The 20,200-nt window shown below is 39.7% G+C and carries 13 protein-coding genes; 8 read left to right on the forward strand and 5 right to left on the reverse strand.

All coding sequences use genetic code 11. From position 1 onward, the window contains the following. Window positions 1-105: 105 nt before the first annotated feature. The 8 genes from pelA to AN34_RS03415 all read left to right on the forward strand — a co-directional run bounded on the left by pelA (window position 106) and on the right by AN34_RS03415 (window position 11,035). The gene (gene pelA, locus AN34_RS03380) at window positions 106-1,122 is read left to right on the forward strand and encodes a pectate lyase (RefSeq protein ID WP_029282298.1); all 1,017 of its coding nucleotides are present in this window, start codon (window positions 106-108) and stop codon (window positions 1,120-1,122) included. A 110-nt stretch (window positions 1,123-1,232) separates the two neighbouring features. Then, the gene (locus tag AN34_RS03385; RefSeq protein WP_029282299.1) at window positions 1,233-2,744 is read left to right on the forward strand and encodes a tagaturonate reductase; all 1,512 of its coding nucleotides are present in this window, start codon (window positions 1,233-1,235) and stop codon (window positions 2,742-2,744) included. A gap of 2 nt (window positions 2,745-2,746) precedes the next feature. Beyond that, window positions 2,747-4,393 (forward strand): UxaA family hydrolase, encoded by a 1,647-nt coding sequence (locus AN34_RS03390; protein ID WP_029282300.1) that lies wholly within the window; start codon window positions 2,747-2,749, stop codon window positions 4,391-4,393. A 251-nt stretch (window positions 4,394-4,644) separates the two neighbouring features. Further along, window positions 4,645-6,045 (forward strand): glucuronate isomerase, encoded by a 1,401-nt coding sequence (gene uxaC, locus AN34_RS03395; protein ID WP_029282302.1) that lies wholly within the window; start codon window positions 4,645-4,647, stop codon window positions 6,043-6,045. A 95-nt stretch (window positions 6,046-6,140) separates the two neighbouring features. Then, window positions 6,141-7,196, forward strand: a complete 1,056-nt coding sequence (locus tag AN34_RS03400; protein ID WP_029282304.1) for a sugar kinase — start codon at window positions 6,141-6,143, stop codon at window positions 7,194-7,196. After that, the gene (locus AN34_RS03405) at window positions 7,189-7,851 is read left to right on the forward strand and encodes a bifunctional 4-hydroxy-2-oxoglutarate aldolase/2-dehydro-3-deoxy-phosphogluconate aldolase (RefSeq protein WP_029282306.1); all 663 of its coding nucleotides are present in this window, start codon (window positions 7,189-7,191) and stop codon (window positions 7,849-7,851) included. Before AN34_RS03400 ends, AN34_RS03405 begins: the two co-directional genes overlap by 8 nt. A 19-nt stretch (window positions 7,852-7,870) precedes the next feature. Further along, window positions 7,871-9,310 (forward strand): MFS transporter, encoded by a 1,440-nt coding sequence (locus tag AN34_RS03410; RefSeq protein WP_029282312.1) that lies wholly within the window; start codon window positions 7,871-7,873, stop codon window positions 9,308-9,310. Between the two features lie 99 nt (window positions 9,311-9,409). After that, the gene (locus tag AN34_RS03415; protein ID WP_029282314.1) at window positions 9,410-11,035 is read left to right on the forward strand and encodes an NADP-dependent glyceraldehyde-3-phosphate dehydrogenase; all 1,626 of its coding nucleotides are present in this window, start codon (window positions 9,410-9,412) and stop codon (window positions 11,033-11,035) included. 451 nt (window positions 11,036-11,486) lie between these two features. Here AN34_RS03415 and AN34_RS03420 read toward each other — a convergent pair whose 3' ends face one another. From AN34_RS03420 to AN34_RS03440, 5 genes are all read right to left on the reverse strand, one after another. Then, on the reverse strand, window positions 11,487-12,227 hold the full coding sequence (locus tag AN34_RS03420) for a rhamnogalacturonan acetylesterase (protein ID WP_029282316.1): 741 nt from the start codon (window positions 12,225-12,227) through the stop codon (window positions 11,487-11,489). Between the two features lie 3 nt (window positions 12,228-12,230). Next, complete coding sequence (locus AN34_RS03425) at window positions 12,231-13,250, reverse strand: pectinesterase family protein (protein ID WP_029282317.1); 1,020 nt, start codon at window positions 13,248-13,250, stop codon at window positions 12,231-12,233. Window positions 13,251-13,331: 81 nt separating this feature from the next. Further along, a complete protein-coding gene (locus AN34_RS03430) occupies window positions 13,332-14,969 on the reverse strand; it encodes a DUF4957 domain-containing protein (protein WP_197285471.1) in 1,638 nt (545 codons plus the stop codon). Window positions 14,970-14,996: 27 nt separating this feature from the next. Beyond that, on the reverse strand, window positions 14,997-16,832 hold the full coding sequence (locus tag AN34_RS03435; protein ID WP_029282319.1) for a RagB/SusD family nutrient uptake outer membrane protein: 1,836 nt from the start codon (window positions 16,830-16,832) through the stop codon (window positions 14,997-14,999). 18 nt (window positions 16,833-16,850) lie between these two features. After that, complete coding sequence (locus AN34_RS03440; protein WP_029282320.1) at window positions 16,851-20,081, reverse strand: TonB-dependent receptor; 3,231 nt, start codon at window positions 20,079-20,081, stop codon at window positions 16,851-16,853. Window positions 20,082-20,200 lie beyond the last annotated feature (119 nt).

The raw sequence follows: 20,200 nt of genomic DNA on the forward strand, positions 1-20,200 counted from the left end.
TTGCGAAGGAGAATTACGATCGCCATTCCCTCCTTTGGAGGAGTGCCCACAGGGTGGGGTGGTTATAGATAAATATGATTCGTGGCAAGAAATAGACTTAACAAAATGATCAGAATTAAAACAATATTCACCCTTTTATGCAGTTTTTTGCTGACTTCTTGTTTCGCACAAATGCCGACAGATTCTACAGCAGAAAAAATGTTGGTTTATCAGTTAGGGAACGGCGGTTGGCCTAAGCAGCTGGAAGATAAAAGCGTAGTGAACTATGGTGCGTCTTTAACACCACAGTTGTTGGCGAAAGTAAAAGCCACCGAAGATAAACATGCCACATTCGATAATAAGGCTACCAGTAGAGAGGTTGTTTATTTGGTAAAAGCTTATAAAAAGACACAAAATAAAACATATTTAAAGGCCGCTGAAAAGGGCTTGGATTATATTTTGGAAGCACAATATGCCAATGGTGGTTGGCCGCAATATTATCCTGATCAGTCCCTTTATCGCTCAGAAATTACCTATAATGATGATGCCATGGTTAATGTGTTGAATATCCTTCAAGACATTGCCACTCAAAAAAATAATTTCGAGGTAGTAGACAAAGCATATATCCAAAAAGCGGAGAAAGCCGTTGCAAATGGTGTTGACTGTATCCTTAAAACGCAGGTAAAACAAAATGGACAACTTAGCATTTGGGCAGCACAATATGATAAAGATTCGATGTTACCTGCAAAGGCCAGGAATTTTGAACCCGCTTCCTTAAGTACCAGTGAATCGGCAGGAATTGTTCGCTTTTTGATGCGCATTCAAGGCCCATCAATTGGGATAAAAACAGCCCTTGCATCAGCAATAAAATGGTTCGATACTTATAAAATAACAGGTTATCGTTTTGATAGGGAAAAAGGGAAAACGGCAGCTTTAATTGCTGATCCTTTCAGCATGGTTTGGGCACGCTTTTACGATTTGGATAAAAACGTACCCATTTTTGGTGACCGGGATAATTCCATAAAGTCAAAGCTGGAAGAGTTAAGTCCGGAGAGAAGGAATGGTTACGCCTGGTATGGTAACTGGGGGCAAAAATTGATAGAAAAGGAATACCCGAAATGGTTAGCTGCAAACGGAAAATAAATAAAAAATAAACTCGTCATTGCAGAGGTACGAAGCAATCTTAAACTTGAGGTAGAAATTTTACCGCTTAAGATGACTTCGTTTCTTACCATGACGGAAACGGTGTGAACATGATTCTAAACAAAGAAAATTTAAAAAACATCAGCGGATCAAAGGTGAAGAAACCAACTGCTGAAATGCTGGAGTTGCCAGAAAAGGTGATTCAATTTGGTACTGGCGTTTTATTACGCGGCTTACCAGACTATTTTATCGATCAGGCAAATCATCAGGGTATTTTCAATGGAAGAATCGTGGTGGTTAAAACCACATCTAAAGCTGGAGCAGATGATTTTGCCAATCAGGATAACTTATATACGCTTTGCGTTAAGGGTATTGAAAATGGTGTCGAAGTGGAAGAAAACATGATTAATGGGGCCATCAGCCGCGTATTATCAGCAACATCAGAATGGGCAGAAATTTTAAAAACTGCACATCAGCCAGAAATGAAAGTGGTGATTTCAAATACCACCGAGGTTGGAATCGTAAAAAGCGAGGATAAAATTACAGATACACCACCGCAATCTTTTCCAGGTAAACTCTTGGCTTTCTTACATGAAAGGTATAAGGCCTTTAATGGATCAGCGGAAAGCGGGATGGTAATCGTTCCAACTGAACTCATTAGCGATAATGCCGATAAATTAAAAGAAATTGTGCTCGATCTGGCCATTCAGAATAAATTAGGATGGGATTTTGAAAACTGGTTAAAAACAGCAAATCATTTCTGCAAAACACTGGTAGACCGGATTGTGCCAGGAAGACTTCCTGCAGAAGCGCAGCAAAGCATGGAAGATGAACTGGGGTATACTGATGGATTGATGATCATGGCTGAACCCTTTAGGCTTTGGGCAATTGAATCATCAAGTGAGCGAGTAAAAGAAATTTTATCTTTTGCTTCTGCAGATAAAGGTATTTTTATTGTACCATCCATTGATAAATTTAAAGAACTGAAACTGCGTTTATTAAACGGAACACATACCATAAGCTGTGGATTAGCCATTCTTGCTGGTTTTCATACCGTTAAAGAAGCCATGGCTGATGAAGATTTTTCTAACCATGTGCTAAAACTGATGCAGGAAGAAATAGCACCTGTGGTAGAGAATGAAGATATTAGCAAAGATGAGGCCATCGCTTTTGCAAAAAGTGTGATCGATCGTTTCAGTAATCCATTTTTAGACCATCAATGGCATGCCATCACCCTCAACTATACCCAGAAATTGCAGATGCGCAATATGCCATTGATTAGAAAATATTATGCACTTAATAACGAAGTACCTCAACTTACTGCGCTTGGTATTGCGGCATATATTGTTTTCATGAATGTTACTCAGGAGGGCGACCAATATATATCTACAATTAAAGGAAAAAATTTCAGTACACAGGATGAGTTTGCTGAAGTACTTCATGGTTACTGGAAAAACCCTGAAACCGTAGTAGATAGTACGCTTGGAGATCGACGTTTGTGGGATAAAAACTTAAATAATTATCCCGGTTTCAATGCAGCTGTAAAATCTTACGTGGAACAATTACAAAATAAAGGTGCAAAAGAAACTTTGAGTAACTTGCACAAAGAAAGAACAATTTAAAAATGGTGACTAGAATTTTAAAAATCCATCCAAATGATAATGTGCTGGTAGCCTTACAGAATTTAACGAAGGGCGAAACCATCATTTACGATGGACATGAATATGTTTTACAGGATGATATTCAGGCGAAGCATAAATTTTTTATGCAAGATATGAATGCAGGTGATCATATCATTATGTATGGCGTTTTGGTAGGCAAAGCGCAACATTTTATTCTTAAAGGAGGGTTAATGGATACTGAAAATACCAAACATGCTTCAGACCCATATGAATTTAAACCCTATCATTATGAGTGGCAGGCACCAGATGTTTCAAAATTCCAATACCGCACTTTTAATGGATATGTACGAAATGATGGTCGCGTAGGTACAGCAAATTACTGGTTGTTTATTCCAACCGTATTCTGCGAAAATCGCAACCTGGATGTGATCCGTGAAGCACTGCACAATGAATTGGGTTATGCCGTAACTGATAAATATAAATCATATGCACACCATTTAGTTGAGGCCTACAAAAATGGCGAAGATTTAAGCGAGGCAGATATCAGTTCTATCGGACAGGCCAATCATGTAGCCAATCGTATTTTTAAAAATGTTGATGGTATTAAATTTTTAAATCATCAGGGTGGATGTGGCGGTACCCGTCAGGATGCAGCAACATTAAGCAAGCTTTTAGCCGCTTATGCAGATCATCCAAATGTTGCTGGGGTAACTGTTTTAAGTTTAGGCTGCCAGAATTTACAGGTACAGGATTTTGTGGACGATTTAAAACAACGTTCTCCAAATTTTGATAAACCGTTATTTATTTTCGAGCAACAACAATCGCAAAGTGAAGAACAGCTGGTAAAAGAAGCGATTAGAAAAACATTTATTGGTTTAACAGAGATCAATAAAATTGAGCGTCAGCCAGCACCATTAAGTAAACTAGTTTTGGGTGTAAAATGTGGTGGAAGCGATGGTTTCAGCGGAATCAGCGCCAACCCAGCTGTCGGCTATACTTCAGATTTATTAGTGGCTTTAGGCGGAACAGTGCTTTTAGCCGAATTCCCTGAGCTGTGCGGCGCAGAGCAACAATTAATTGATCGTACAAAAGATGAAACTGCAGCCCGTAAATTCATCCAGTTAATGACAGCTTATAACCAGGCTGCAGAAAATGTAGGCTCCGGATTTTTTATGAATCCATCACCTGGAAACATCAAAGATGGTTTAATTACTGATGCTATAAAAAGTACAGGTGCAGCTAAAAAAGGTGGTACATCACCGGTTGAAGATGTTTTAGATTATACCGAGCCTGCTACAAAACCGGGATTAAATTTAGTATGTACACCAGGTAACGATGTAGAAGCCACAACGGGAAAAGCAGCGGCAGGTGCAACACTTATTTTATTTACAACCGGATTAGGAACGCCAACAGGAAACCCGGTTTGTCCTACCATTAAAGTATCTACCAATAATTCTTTAACCAAACGCATGGGCGATATCATCGATATCAACTGCGGGCCGGTAATTGAAGGTGAAAAAACCATTGAACAAATGGGCGAAGATATTTTAGAATATTGCATTAAAGCAGCTAGTGGAGAAGTGATTCCGAAAGCAGTACTCTTAAACCAGGATGATTTTATTCCATGGAAACGGGGAGTGAGTCTTTAGTTTGGAGTTATTAGTTGGGAGTTTGGAATCAGAAGTGTCCTAAGTCTCAAGCTTAAAAACCGTTATTGCGAGGTACGATGCCATCTTTTTCAAAAATAGAATGCCGTACGCTCAATGATTATAAATACCAAAAGAAATTAGTGGTCTGTGCCTTCACAGAACATAATACAAAGATTACTAAATAAATAAAATGAATAGATAGGCGTTTTGATCATCTCAAATCTATTATCTAATGTCTCAAATCATATCGAATGAAACCATTTTTAGACGAAAATTTTCTTTTGCAAAGCAAAACTGCTGAAAAGCTTTACCATGATTTTGCAAAGTCTTTACCCATCATTGATTACCATAATCACCTTATTCCTGATCAGATTGCGAATGATAAACAGTTCGAAAATATTACGCAGGTTTGGCTGGCTGGCGATCATTACAAATGGAGGGCGATGCGTGCCAACGGTGTAGATGAAAAATACATTACTGGCAATGCTTCTGATTTCGAAAAATTTGAAAAATGGGCCGAAACCGTTCCTTACACTTTACGTAACCCATTATACCACTGGACACACCTGGAATTGCAGCGTTATTTTGGCATCACCGATCTTTTATCAGGCAAAACGGCCCGTAAAATTTACGATGAGTGTACGGCTAAACTGCAAACACCGGAATATTCAGTTCGTGGTTTATTGGCAAAAATGAATGTAGAGGCGGTTTGTACCACCGATGATCCGTTGGATAGCCTGAATTTTCACCAGCAATTGGCCAATGAAGGTGTAGCTTTAAAAATGTTACCCGCATTCCGTCCCGATAAGGCCATGAACAGCGATGATGTTGCAGGCTTAAACGAGTATATTGATAAACTGGAAAGTGTGGTTAACAAAACCATTAGTAGTTTTCAGGATTATATTGATGCGTTAAAAAGCCGTCATGATTACTTCGCTGCCAACGGTTGTTCCGTATCTGATCATGGTTTAGAGCAGATTTATGCGGAAGATTATACCGATCAGGAAATCACTACCATTTTTGATAAAATCAGAAGTAAACAAGAAATCTCTTATGAGGAAAACCTGAAATTTAAATCTGCCATGCTGATCTATTTTGCAGAGTGGGACCATGAAAAAGGATGGGTACAACAATATCATTTAGGTGCTTTGCGTAACAACAATGCCCGTATGTTGCGTCAATTAGGTCCTGATACAGGCTGGGATTCTATTGGTGATTTTTCTCAGGCCAGAATGCTCTCTAAGTTCTTAAACCGTTTAGATAATCAAGATAAATTAGCAAAAACAATTATCTACAATTTAAATCCTGCAGATAATGAGCTAATCGCAACCATGATTGGCAACTTTAACGATGGGTCGATCGCTGGTAAAGTGCAGTTTGGATCTGCATGGTGGTTTTTAGATCAGAAAGATGGCATGATTAAACAGTTAAATGCTTTATCAAATATGGGGCTTTTAAGTCGCTTGGTAGGTATGTTAACCGATTCCAGAAGCTTTCTATCTTTCCCGCGTCACGAATATTTCCGCAGGATCATTTGTAACCTTTTTGCCGAAGACATAGAGAATGGCGAATTGCCTGACGATTTGGAATGGGTCGGGAAAATAGTGCAGGATATTTCGTACTTTAACGCAAAAAATTACTTTACTTTTTAATTCAGCGCCTCGGTTGGTGTCAGCCCAAAACGAAATTTAATTAATGGTTCGTAGGCTTACGAACCAGGCAGATAAACAGCCGAACAAACTAAAAAATGAGTAACCAGATATCATCCTCGATACAAAAAGGAGCAAAAGTTTTAAGTTTTGGAGAAATCCTTTTGCGCATCTGCCCGGATATGGATGGACAGTGGCTAAAGGAAAATAAGCTGCCATTTTATGTTGGCGGCGCAGAACTGAATGTGGCTACAGCATTGGCGCTTTGGCAAGTGCCATCGGCTTATCTTTCTGCCATGCCAGAAAATTCAGTTACGCAGGACATTGTGGGTTATCTTCATGAAAGAAATATTGATACCAAACCCATGGTTTTTCATGGCGATCGTTTGGGTTTATATTACCTTCCGAAAGGAAAAGATTTAAAAAATGCTGGTGTAATCTATGACCGGGCTAATTCTGCTTATGCAGATTTAAAAGTAGGTCAAATTAATTGGGATGAAGTTTTTGAAGGTGTAACCTGGTTTCATTTTAGCGCCATTTGTCCTGCGATTAACCAATCTATAGCAGACGTTTGCCTGGAAGCTTTAAAGGTGGCTAGTGAAAAAAATATTACCATTTCTCTGGATTTAAATTACAGGGCCAAACTTTGGAAATATGGTAAAGACCCAATCGATATCCTTCCAGAACTGGCGAAGTATTGCACCCTGATTATGGGTAATGTTTGGGCAGCCAATAAAATGCTGGGTACACATCTCCATGATGATTTAAAACCAACAGAAGGCTATGCAAAGGAAACGTTACTGCAACAAGCCATCGATACCTCTAAAGAAATATTAAGTTTGTTTCCGGCATGTAAGGCCGTTGCCAATACTTTTCGCTTTGATCACGGAAAAGGCATCAGGTATTACACGGCCATTTACAGCAATGATGAATTAACCGTTTCACCAGAATACGTTTCTGATGAGATTTTAGATAAAGTAGGCAGCGGCGATTGTTTTATGGCCGGGTTAATTTATGGGTTTTACAACCATCTTCCGGTTGCAGAAACCTTAAATTTTGCTACCGCAGCAGCTTACGATAAATTATACATTCCAAGCGATGCCACCACCAGCACCGTTGCGGATATTGAAAAAAGAATAATACATCATGATTAGTAACCAACACAAGATTTTAGATGCCATTTTAGAACAAGGCATGTTGCCACTTTTTTACCAGGATAGTGAAACAGGTAGCGTAGAGGTATTACGCACTTTATATAAAGCCGGTGTTCGTGTATTTGAATACACCAATCGTGGGAAATCAGCCTTGCCTAATTTTAGGAAGCTTAAAGAAATCAGGGATGCTGAAATGCCTGACCTTTATCTGGGCATCGGAACCATTAAAACACCGGCCGATGCGAATGCTTTTATTGAGGCAGGAACAGATTTTATTGTAGCACCCATTGTTAATCCTGCAGTTGCAGAAATTGCCAATAAAATAGGGATGCTCTGGATTCCTGGTTGTATGACTCCTACAGAAATCAGCATTGCACAAGAACATAAAGCGATGCTGATTAAAATCTTCCCGGCTAATATTTTAGGGCCGGAATTTATTTCATCTATTAAAGATCTCTTTGCCGGACAGCTGTTTATGCCAACCGGAGGTGTGGAAATTAATGCTGATAACCTGAAAACCTGGTTTAAAGCTGGCGTTTGTGCCGTGGGGATGGGCAGCAAATTAATCAGTAAGGATGTAATGAGCAAAGGCCTTTATGATGAACTTTTTGAAAACACCCAACTGGCGCTTAACCTGATCAAACAAAGCAAGTAACTAACCACACCAACCTAAAATGAGCCAAACCAAACCAAGCAATTACAGATGGACCATATGCCTGCTGCTGTTTCTTGCTACTACGATAAACTACTTAGACCGGCAGGTTTTATCACTCACCTGGACAGATTTTATTAAACCGGAATTTCATTGGGATAATAATGACTATGGAAACATAACGGCACTATTCTCTATTTTCTATGCGATTTCTATGCTTTTTGCTGGCAGATTAGTGGATAAGCTAGATACCAAAAAAGGCTTTTTATGGGCCATTGGTGTATGGTCTGTTGGTGCCTGTTTACATGCTTTTTGTGGAATTGCCACTGCCGGAATGATTACCGGAAACTGGATGGTAGGTTTTGAAGGTGCGAAGGATATTATTGCCGGAGTGAACAACACCGGAATGGTCGTTTCAGTAAGTGTTACGCTATTTATTTTTGCCCGTTTTGTGCTGGCTGTTGGTGAAGCCGGGAATTTTCCTGCAGCGATTAAAGCTACAGCAGAATATTTCCCTAAAAAGGACAGGGCATTTGCTACCAGTATTTTTAATGCAGGTGCCACAGTTGGTGCACTGGCAGCTCCTATAACCATTCCCTTTATTGCTAAGGCATATGGATGGGAAATGGCTTTCCTGATTATTGGTGCTTTAGGTTTTGTATGGATGGGCCTTTGGGTTTTTGTATACAACAAACCGGAGTTGCATAAAAGGGTGAGTGTGGAGGAATTGGCTTACATCCAGCAAGATGTGATCAATGATAGAAAACTGGCTGATTATGTTGAAGAGACTAAAGAAAAAGTTTCATTTATAGATTGCTTTAAATATAAACAAACCTGGGCTTTTGCCTTCGGTAAATTTATGACAGATGGCGTTTGGTGGTTCTTTTTATTCTGGACACCAGCATACCTTAAATCAGTTTATAACATGGATTCTACCCAGAGTGCATTGCCGCTATTTGTACTGTATATGATTACCTTGCTTTCCATTATTGGGGGCTGGTTACCAACTTATTTTGTAGATAAAAAGGGAATGAATCCTTACGAAGGCAGAATGAGGGCCATGTTAATTTTTGCTTTTTTTCCACTTTTAGCATTGGCTGCACAGCCTTTAGGGCATATCACGTACTGGATTCCGGTAATTATTATTGGTATTGCTGGCGCTGCACACCAGGCGTGGTCGGCCAATATATTTTCTACGGTAGGAGATATGTTTCCTAAAAAAGCCATTGCCACCATTACCGGTATTGGCGGGATGGCTGGTGGTATTGGTTCCTTCATCATCAATAAGGGATCGGGCTTATTATTTGATTATACAGGTAAAAACCAAATCGTTTTTATGGGGTTTAAAGGAGAGGAAGCAGGTTATTTTATCATCTTCTCTATTTGTGCAGTTTGTTACCTCATTGGATGGACGGTAATGAAAACATTAGTGCCAAAATATAAAGTAATTGAACTAAAATAATTAAGTGCCAGAATCTGTTTGGATTCTGGCTTTAAAATAATTTAAATCTATAGTTATTCTATCGATTTTATAATTGTAAACCTAACAACCAAAACTAAATTGAGCACAACACTAAATCTCGAAAGTATTTTCGTTGAAGAAAGCCAGATTCCAGATGAATTTAGGCTGAAGGAAGAAATCGATCAGAAGGAGTTTTTATCTAATGGAGAGATGAAAACCTGGAATGGGCCTTTTAACGAGGTTTTTTCTCCGGTGTGCGTAAAAACACCTGAAGGTTACAAACGGAAGCGGATTGGTAGTTTTCCGGTTTGTACGGAGAAGGAATCGACAGAAGCACTAGATGCCGCGGTGGCTGCTTACGACAATGGTCGCGGGCAATGGCCAACCATGAGCGTAGCTGATCGCATTACCTGTGTAGAAAACTTTACCCGGAAAATGATTGAGCAAAAGGAAATTGTTGCTAAACTCATTATGTGGGAAATTGGTAAATCCTATGCTGATTCGGTGAAGGAGTTTGATCGTACGGTAGAATATATTTACGCCACAATTGATGCTTTAAAAGATATCGACAGGCAATCATCACGTTTTGAAATTGAGCAGGGAATTGTAGCACAAGTTCGCCGTTCGCCACTTGGTGTAGTGCTTTGTATGGGACCTTTTAACTATCCGTTAAATGAAACCTTCACTACCTTGATTCCTGCTTTGATCATGGGCAATACGCTTTTATTCAAACCACCTAAACATGGTACTTTATTGCACTATCCTTTATTAGAGGCATTCCGTTCGAGTTTTCCTAAAGGCGTAGTGAACACCATTTATGGCCGTGGCAATACAATTGTTCCTGGTTTAATGAAGTCGGGCAAAATTAATGTATTAACATTGATTGGATCAAGTAAAGTAGCGAATGAGCTGAAAAAATTGCATCCTAAAGTGAATCGTTTGAGGGCTATCCTTGGGTTAGATGCAAAAAATGCTGCCATTATTACTAAAGATGCTGATTTAGATTTAGCGGTTTCTGAAACTGTTTTAGGTTCGCTGTCTTTCAACGGACAACGTTGTACCGCACTTAAAATTGTGTATGTACACCGTAGCCTGGCACAGGAATTTTTAAAACGTTTATCTGCCGAAGTGGAGAAACTCAAATTCGGAATGCCTTGGGAGAAGGGCGTCAATCTTACTCCGCTTCCTGAATTGAACAAACCGGAATATTTAAAAGAATGTATTGATGATGCCATTGCGCATGGCGCTAAAGTGGTAAACAAAAATGGTGGACAAACGCTGGAAACATTCGTTTATCCGGCAATTGTTTATCCGGTAAACAGTAATATGAAATTGTATCGCGAAGAGCAATTTGGTCCGATTGTACCAGTGGTTCCTTTTGATGATTTGGAAGAGCCTATTGAGTATTTGATTGGTTCGCCACATGGGCAGCAGGTGAGTATTTTTAGTAATAACGCTGCTGTGATTTCATCTTTAATTGATCCTCTGGTTAACCAGGTGAGTCGGGTAAATATCAATTGCCAGTGTCAGCGAGGGCCAGATGCATTTCCTTTTACAGGAAGAAAAGACAGCGCTGAAGGAACACTTTCTGTGGTTGATGCTTTGCGTTCTTTTTCTATTCGTTCGCTGGTGGCAACCAAGTTCACTGATGATAACAAAAAATTATTGAATGAGATTGTGAATGGAAATGATTCAAATTTCTTAAGTACGAAGTATATTTTTTAATAGGAGTAGCCAACTTGCGAAGTCTCAAAAGCCAGTGCAGCAAGACTTCGCAAGTTTTCATATGTATCTAAAATTTAATAAATAGATTGCCTGTTAGTGTTATCGTCCTTGCGAACTGAAGGGCAAGGGCTTAGCGTGGGGTGAAGTAATCTCTTTCGATTAGACTTACGAAGTTTCCCGCCTCACAATTCCACCGAAACTTCGTAAGTCAGGTAGCCAACTTGCGAAGTCTCAAAGGCCAGTGTGCAGCAAGACTTCGCCAGTTTCCATGTCCATTTAAAACTCTACCAAATTAACTGATTGCTAGTGTTATCGTCATTGCGAACTGAAGGGCAAGGGCTTAGCATGGGGGTGAAGCAATCTTTCTTGTAAAATAGATTGCTTCCCTAAAAGGTCGGGGCAAGCTGTCATTCCACCTCACAAAGACGATTAGATAAATCCCTTTACAATACTATTTTACACTCTTCGCAATACTGAGTTTATTTTCTTTGATGCCCTTCACCACTAAACCTGCAATTTGTTTTGCACCTACCGGACTTAAATGCGTGTCATCCTTCTTTCCATTAGGGTAATTTACATTTCCAGAATCCACATGCATAAACAATTTGATTGATCCTTCATCCCCCAAATCATTTAATAACTGTTCTGTTTTAGCAAGCATATCAATCAAAGGCACTTTTAAGGAATCTGCTACTTGTCTGGTTACACCAGGGTAATCCCCATGGCTATCTTTCAAAATTCCATTCTTAAAACTTCTTCTGGAGATCGGCGTAAGCAAAACAGGAATGGCCTTTTTACTTCTGGCTTCGTTCACATAATTCACCAGGTTGATTTTAAAATCAGCTAATGAAACTCCAACAGCTGGCTTATCAACTTTTTCATCATTATGTCCAAATTCAATCAAAACATAATCATCAGGTTTTAGATTTTCCAGAATAGGTTGCCAATGATTTTCTGCCCGGAAAGATTTGGTACTCCTGCCGTTTAATGCCTTATTCTCCACTTTAACATCACTGTTAAAAAACGATTGTAATTCCATTCCCCAACCTGTTTCAGGATAAGCTTTAGCCTGCTTGTTGGCTGCTGTAGAATCACCAATGATGTAAAGTGTTGTTTGTTTTTGAATGATGGAAAATCCACTGAAAATTATCAGGCTGGTTAAGGCAAAAAGGACAAAGAATTTTGTTTTCATGTGCTAGTTTTTAATGGCAGGATTCCAGTGATCTGTGCCACTGAATATATTTTTAACAGTATAATCTCTAATTTCCCGATCAGATAATTGCTTGCTCCAGTTTAACCTCGTAGCTGGAGATGCACCATCACCTACGCTTTTATACTCCGCGTAAAAAGTAGTTTTTTCTTTATCCGGAAACATTTTATCGCCTTTCCAGGGGTTCCATCCTTCGGGAAGAATGTGTTTGCCTAACTCACATCGAATGAAAACTGTTTTGGCAAAGGGCCGCCATGGTCTGCCCAGGTAAACTTTATTAACCGATTGATCAACTACAAGTTTACAGTCAAGAAACACAAAGCCAAATTGTTGATTTTCAGAAGTGGCGGCAGCTGTAACATACGAATCGCTTAAACTTTTTATTTCGCAATTTTGAAATATAGCGGTAGCCTGCCCGAAAATAAAATCTGTTGTACCTTCAATATAACAACTCACGTAATACTGTCTGCTTTTTTCTGTGGCGGCATATAGGGTATCCTGATTACCTAAAAATTTGCAGTTTCTGGCAACAAAACGATCGCCTTCTACATGAAGCGCCACCGCCTGTCCCACCCGCCCTGAAGAATTGATAATGGTCAGGTTTTCTAAAATGCAATCATTGCCCTGCACTAAAACAGAATAGGAGGTATAAGTGCTCATTTTTTCATTCCCAAAAGCATCTTTGTTCGGGTTCATCTTTCCAGAATAATCATTAAACGTGATGATGGTTTTTTCTTTGTTTTCTCCAATGATACTGATCTTGGTTTTCCAGGAAGGAATAATTAGTTTCTCCTGATAAGTCCCGTTTTTTACAAAAATTTTAACCTGCTTTTCACCTAAATCACGAACCGAATTTACAGCTTCCTGAATGGTTTTGTAGTTGCCGCTTCCATCTTTCGAAACGGTTATTTCGGCCGGATACCTGGAGTCTTGCGCATGGGCTTGTAGAAAAAACAAAGCCAGTAGAAACAGTGCGGTAAATCTAAAGGATATGATTTGAAGCATTTGATAAAAGTGAAATTTAAGATTTAAAGATCAATAAAAAAGGGCAGAATAAATCCTGCCCTTTCATTAAATTGAGAGGTTTTAATATGTCCATCTTGGGTCACCAATTGCACTGCCTGTATTGCCGGCCGTTCTAAGTGTAGAATTAGCCGGAAGGGTAAAGTCAGTTGTAGTGGCAGACCAGCCTAAGTTTTGGGTTTGATTGCTGGTTAAGGTTGCTGTTCCAAAAGTTAATGCGGTACCTCCGGTTAAAGCGCTTGAAAGGTTAAAATAGTTACTGTTTGAGATGCTCAATGTGCTTCCTGCTCCGGTAGCCCTGATGGCCGCTGCATTAACAGTACCAGATTTTGGTGTGTTCGCTAAAATGCTATTCAGTATCGTAAATTTTATAGGATTTGCACTGGCATCAAGCAAAGCATATTTTGCATTTCCACCGAAACCATTAAAGGTTGAGTTGCTTATGGCCACAGTTGGTATTACATCGCCCGCATAGGTTGTACTCGCTGTTACTAAACCAGGGCCGGCATTGTAAAATGTAGATTTGGATATACCAATGGTATTAAATTGCATTTTATTTACATGGAAAGTATAGTAAGCTGAAGAGCCATTTAATCCCATATCGTAAACGATGGTATTGTTTACTGCAATGTTGGTGATTTTAAAATCTCTGGCCGCTGTTCCACGGTCTCCACGGAGAAATGCAGTAGTAGCGCCATGTACAATACAGTTTTCTACCACTACATTGGTGAAGGTTGCTGCTGAACCATTTGCTGCCTGAGAACCAATAAAGTTGATAAAATAAATTGCGGCTCCGGCTGTGCCGTCAAACTCAATTCCTGAAAGTGTAACCCCTGCACCTGTACCCTCCAGATCTATTTCTTTGTAGTTTACCTTTGTATCGGTTGGGTTACCAGAGGTTGATTTTAGGGTAATCGTTTTCTGTGTGATGAATGAAGTGGCTGCTAAAGTGTAAGTACCCGGATTTAACCCGATGATTGCACCATTAGCTGCATTGGTAATGGCTGCGGCCAAGTCATCACCTGGATTTAGTTTCACCGTATAATTAGTTGGTAAAAGCGTGGTAAAAGTAACCAGCCCTTTGCTTTTAGTCCCATCAAAAAGTTCTGCGCTGTATAAAACTCCTGCAGTTATTCCGCTAATGGTTTTTATCCCGGCAGCTGCATCAGCAGTGCTAAGCGATGTTGTTACTGCAGCACCAGTAGCAGGAGTAAGTACAATTGAACTTAAACCAGTTGTTGGTTTAAAGCGAAGTGTGATATTGGTTTCTTTGATGTCGTTATCCCTTACGGCCAGAAACAATTGTGTGCCGCTTAACTGAAACACACTGCTTCTTACATATTTAGATTCAGGTTGATCTGCGGTGGCATTGGCCTTAATCCTGGCGTAATATTTTGTCCGCACCGGAATATTATCTTCTGTAACCGTTACGCCCGCAGTATCTGATGTTGCGGAGTATTTAATGGTTGCAAAAGTAGAATCGGTAGAGAAATCTATGCTGTACTTTAATGCTTTACCTGTTGCCATCAATGGTACAGTCCAGGTTAATTTAGCCTGAGTTTCTCCTGAGGTAATTTTAACTTCACTAGGTTTAAATAACCGGGCAGGTTCATCAGGCTGATCTTCTGATTTTTTACAGGCATTTAGCGCAATAGCCATTAAAACAAGTATTGCTATTTTGCTGCTGATCTGAGCTATCATTTTTTTCATTATTGATGTTTCTAAACGTTAATAACCAAAGTTTTGTACCATGCTGGTGTTTTCGATCAAAGCCGTTTTCGGATAAGGGAAAAGCTCTTTTTTATTGGCTTCGAAATAAAAGGCTATGCCTGTTGAAGTACTAGTAATTGAATTGTCTTCTGATACAGATTTCCTCCAGTTTTTGGTTGTGTATCCTGTTGGTGCTGAAGCAACACCCAATCCAGGTGAAGCAAAAACATTGTTGGGCGTGCCGCCAAACAAATCTAAAGTGGCTACCTCATTTATGCTGGTGCCTAAAAGGTAATTTCCTTCCTTGGCATAAATATAATCCGGAACTCCTGCATAAGCGCCTGTTCCGGCAATTAATGCCCTTATTTTTGCGCGTGTTTCTTCGAATTTACTACCTAATAAATTCCATCTGATCAAGTCATATTTTCTAATCGCCTCACCACCAAACTCCAATAAACGTTCTTTAACCAATGCGTTGAAAAAATCAGTTTTAGCAGTTGGCGTAACAGGGATTTGTGTTTCAAAACCCAGGTAGGCTCTTTTCTGAACTTCCTGCAGGGCGCTTACTGCGGTTGCTGATGGTGCGCCATTAATTTCATTATCTGCTTCGGCGTACATTAACAACACATCTGCAAAGCGGATTAAAGGCCAGTTAATACTAAAGTTCTGTGCTGCTGAAGAACCGTTATAGGCTGTCCACGATTTGCGGAATTTTCCATCCGTCATATTAAAAAGTGTATTAATGATCTTTTTTGAAGTGGCCGTAATTTCGAACACGCCAATGGTTACATCTCTGCGGCAATCTTTAGTAACATCGAAATCATAAAAATAAGTTGGAATGGCATTCATTCCGCCACCGCCTGTACCATAAGTAGAAGCGGCATTGAAACGGACACCATTGTAATAACCTAATTTACTATCGGTTGTGGCGTTACTTCCAAAAGCGGCCACTTCAAACATCAGTTCGTGGGCATCATCCAGGCGGGTTCCGTGCAAGGTTTTAAACACATTTTCATAACTTGGATTTAAGCTATGTTCAGATCTGTTATTCATAATATCCAGACACTCATCAAATGCAATTTTGTAGTAAGTTAAGTAATCGCTGCTACGCGTCATTTGGTTACGTTTCAAGGAGTATCCGCCACGTGCCAGCGCTAAACGTGCCCTTAATGCTTTGATGGCGCCTTTTGTAAAGCGAAAACTTCCATATTCAGTAATCCCACTTCTCCATGGCACCAGGCCTTCGGCTGTTTTTAAATCGGCAATAATTTTATCATAGGTTTGATTGCGGTCTACATTTGGGCCATAAAGTGTTTCAGCATCTGCTGATGGTACGAAAGATACCGGCACATCTCCCCAGTTGCGGATCAGTTCATGTAAAAATTGTGCCCTTAAGGTTAAGGCTTCACCTAAATAGCGCTTCATAATCGTTTTATCAGCTTCTGATCCTTCATTATAAAGTTTGGAAGCCGGAATATATTTGATGCAAATATTGGCACGTTCTACGCCTTGATAGAGTTGCAGAAACGGATTGGTGAGATCTGTATTATCAGAACTTGCGCCATACATGCTTATTCCACGGCGATCAGAAGAACTGTAACTGCCTGATGTTCTAAAATCATCTGCTGTTACACCGAACAAGGTAGAAATCCGGTTGCCATAACCATTATCACCACAAAGTCGGTTATACACCCCAATAATGGCTGCGTTAGTATTAGCTGTGCTTTCAAAAACCACATCAGGAGAAGAAGTAGATGGCGATTGCACATCTAAATATTTTTTACATGAAGTATTAACGCAAACTGCTGCAATCGTCATGACCATTAAAGCAGATTTTATAAATTTATTGTTCATTTTTCTTTAATGTTTTGATTAAAATACCATGTTAATACCTGCTAGAATATATCTGCTGCGTGGATATGCGGCGTAATCTATCCCTGGTGTTAGCGGATTTGAACGGCGGGTATTTGCTTCCGGATCGTAACCGGTATAACCAGTAATGGTATATAAATTATTAACTGTTCCGTAAACCCTGAGTTTAGAAATGAAACCCGTTCTTTTCATTAATTTCTGTGGTAAAGTATAGCCTAAAGTAACGTTGCTGATTCTCAAAAACGAACCACTTTCTATGGCATAGGAGGTAAGTGCGTAATTACCAGTGGTTGGGGTCCACATGGTGGTGTTGGCATTCATGGCCGTTAATAGATTTGGATCGGTAACTTTTACGCCATTTGCATCAAAGTTCTGCCAGCGATCATTCATCACAGAAAGTAAATTATTGTCTTTTACATTGTATTGTGAGGTGAATTCAATCTTATTGGCGTTATACACCTTGCTTCCATAACTGAAGTTGACAAAAACCGTCATGTCGAAGTTTTTATAGGCAAACTGGTTATTAAAGCCTCCTGTAAATTTTGGCTGTGAAGTTCCTAAAACCGTTCTGTCATCATCACCACTCATCATACTGGTTGATGAAGAAAGTTTTTTAACCTTCATATCACCTGGCTGCGGATCACGACTTCCTAAAAGTACCCTGCTGTTGGCAACGGTTGGCTTTAACGTGTAGGTGTATGCGCCTGTCGTTGCGTTTTGTATGTAAGTAAAATCATCTATCGTATAACGGCCGTCAGAAACGAAACCATAAAACTGTCCAACAGGCTGACCAACTTCTACTTTAAAATCGCCAAGACTATTTACCCAGCCAGATTGGGTGATGTAGGAGTTTACACCATTTTGCAGTTCAACAATTTTATTGCTGTTAAAGGAAATGTTAAAACTTGTGGTGTAATTGAAATTCTGGGTTTTTACAGCCTGATAATTTAATTGTAATTCAAAACCTTTGTTTTGCGTTTTGCCTACATTTTGTTGTTGAGTGGCATAACCAGTAGTTTGTGGCACATTGGCATTTAAGAGCAGGTTTTTAGTCCTGTTGTCGTAATAATCCAGGTTAAGGGAGAGCCTGTTTTTGAAAAGGTCGATATCAATCCCTAAGTTTTTTGAAAGATTGGTTTCCCAGGTAATGTTCGGATTGGATAAAATATTACCCGTGGCCGTACCAGAAATCAAGCCAGGCGTAACTACATTATCTCTATCGGCATAACCGCCAGTAGTAGAGCTGATGTAAAATAAAGTTCTGAATAAATCCTGACCAATGCGATTGTTTCCGGCTGCACCATAACTCATTCTTACTTTAAAGTTTTCTAACCAGTCGAGGTTCATGTCTTTAACAAACTTTTCTTCTGTTACTCTCCATGCCACCTGTGCTGATGGGAAATAACCCCATTGCTTGCCTTCCGCAAATAAGGAAGAAGCATCTGTTCTGAAGTTTACAGTAGCCAGGTATTTGTTTTTGAAAGCGTAGGAAAGCCTGCTGAATAAAGAAAACTGCCTTGTTCCGGAAATTAAAGAAGTTGGCCTGTCTTGCACGGTATTAGCAGGAGCTGCACTTTTAAAGGCGTCTTCTGCAGAAATATCTATTGGAAAAAATTTAGTAGTGGTAGATCTCGAATCAATGTCGATCATATTAATTTCTTGCCCAACCAAAATATCTAAACTGTGGTTTTTGCCTAAATCTGGTTTATAAGAAAGGGTATTGGTATTGATGAAAGACTTTTGAGATACGGTATCCAGCTGAATGGCTGGTAAGCCAGCGCTGTTTCTGGCCACATTACTTACCGGACCATTAAAAGTATTGGTATGTCTGCTCACCCTGTTGTAGCCCACGGTACTTTTGAAAGTCAGGTTTTTTAAGATGGAATATTGTGCATAAGCACTGCTAATTAAATCATTTCTGTAATCATATTTTAGTTCCTGGTTGGCCAGCGTAATGGGATTTGATAAACCAGTAGTCAGGTAATCAGCATCAAATAAATCTCCACTGTCACTTCCGCCAGAATAAGGTTGGTACCGCACCGAGTTTCTTAAGCGATTGGTACCTTGCGATCCGGTTGAGGTGGTACCCACACCATCAACACGCTGGTGGCTGTAACGGGCATTAATGCCAGCCCTTAATTTACTGGTAAATTTATGATCCAAACGAACAGATGCAAAGGTTCTTTTAAAACCAGAGTTAAGCATAATGCCATCTTCATCTGTATTATTGACTGAAACATTGTATGTAGTTTTTGTAGAACCGCCAGAAAGATTTAAAACCTCGGTATGGCTAAATGCCTGTCTGCCAAAAACTTTATCCTGCCAGTCGATATTCTGAATATTTTTATAGATATCCAAATCCTCAAAAGTACCATAGCGCTTGGTGAAACTGTCCTTAACATCCTGCGTAGTGTTGTTATTGTAAAGCTCGTATTGGTATTTAACAAACTCATAAGGATTCATTACATCCAGTTTATTTACAATTTGCCTTGCGCCGGCATAAGCATCAAATGAAATGATCGGTTTGCCGGGTTTACCGCTTTTAGTGGTAATGATTACTACACCATTTGCACCTCTGCTGCCATAAATGGAAGTGGATGCCACATCCTTTAATACATCAATGGATTGAATTTCGTTTGGAGATAAGATAGATAAGGCATTTTCTACCTGAATTCCGTCTACAATATACAATGGTGAGTTATCGCCTGTTAACGAACTCCCGCCACGAACTTTAATCACCACTTCCGCTCCCGGGCTGCCTTCTGTTGTGGTTACCGAAACACCTGCCAGCTTTCCTGCCAATGCCTGGGCTGCAGTACTTACAGGGAATTGCTCAATATCTTTTCCTGAAACAGAAGAAACAGCACCCGTTAAGGCCTCTTTTCTTACTGAACCATAGCCAATATTAACCGTAACCTCCTGTAAATTATTGGCATCTTCTTCTAATGTAATATCTAGTTTACTTTGGTCTCCAAGCGTAACCACCCGGGTTTTATAACCAACATAGGCAAAAGTAATGACTGCGCCTTTGCCCGGAACGGCTACTTTATAACCACCGTTAGCATCTGTGCTTACGCCAGATTTAGAATCTTTTACGGTTACACTTACGCCAACTAAAGCCTGCCCGTCTGCTTTATCTTTTACGGTTCCTGTGAGCTGTTTGTTTTGAGCATGAACTGCAGTGAATCCAAAAAAAGTGAGAAATGATAAAAAGAGTAAAACTCTGCTCATAATGATGAATTAAATTAAATACTTGGTTTAAGTTTTAGGTGGACATATGCCGGGAGAAGAAAATTCTATTTCGGAATGTTTTGGTTTGTTAATATTTGGTTACGTTGATGGAAACAATT

Origin of the sequence: Pedobacter sp. R20-19 (assembly GCF_000708265.2) — a bacterium.
Taxonomy (GTDB): Bacteria; Bacteroidota; Bacteroidia; order Sphingobacteriales; family Sphingobacteriaceae; genus Pedobacter.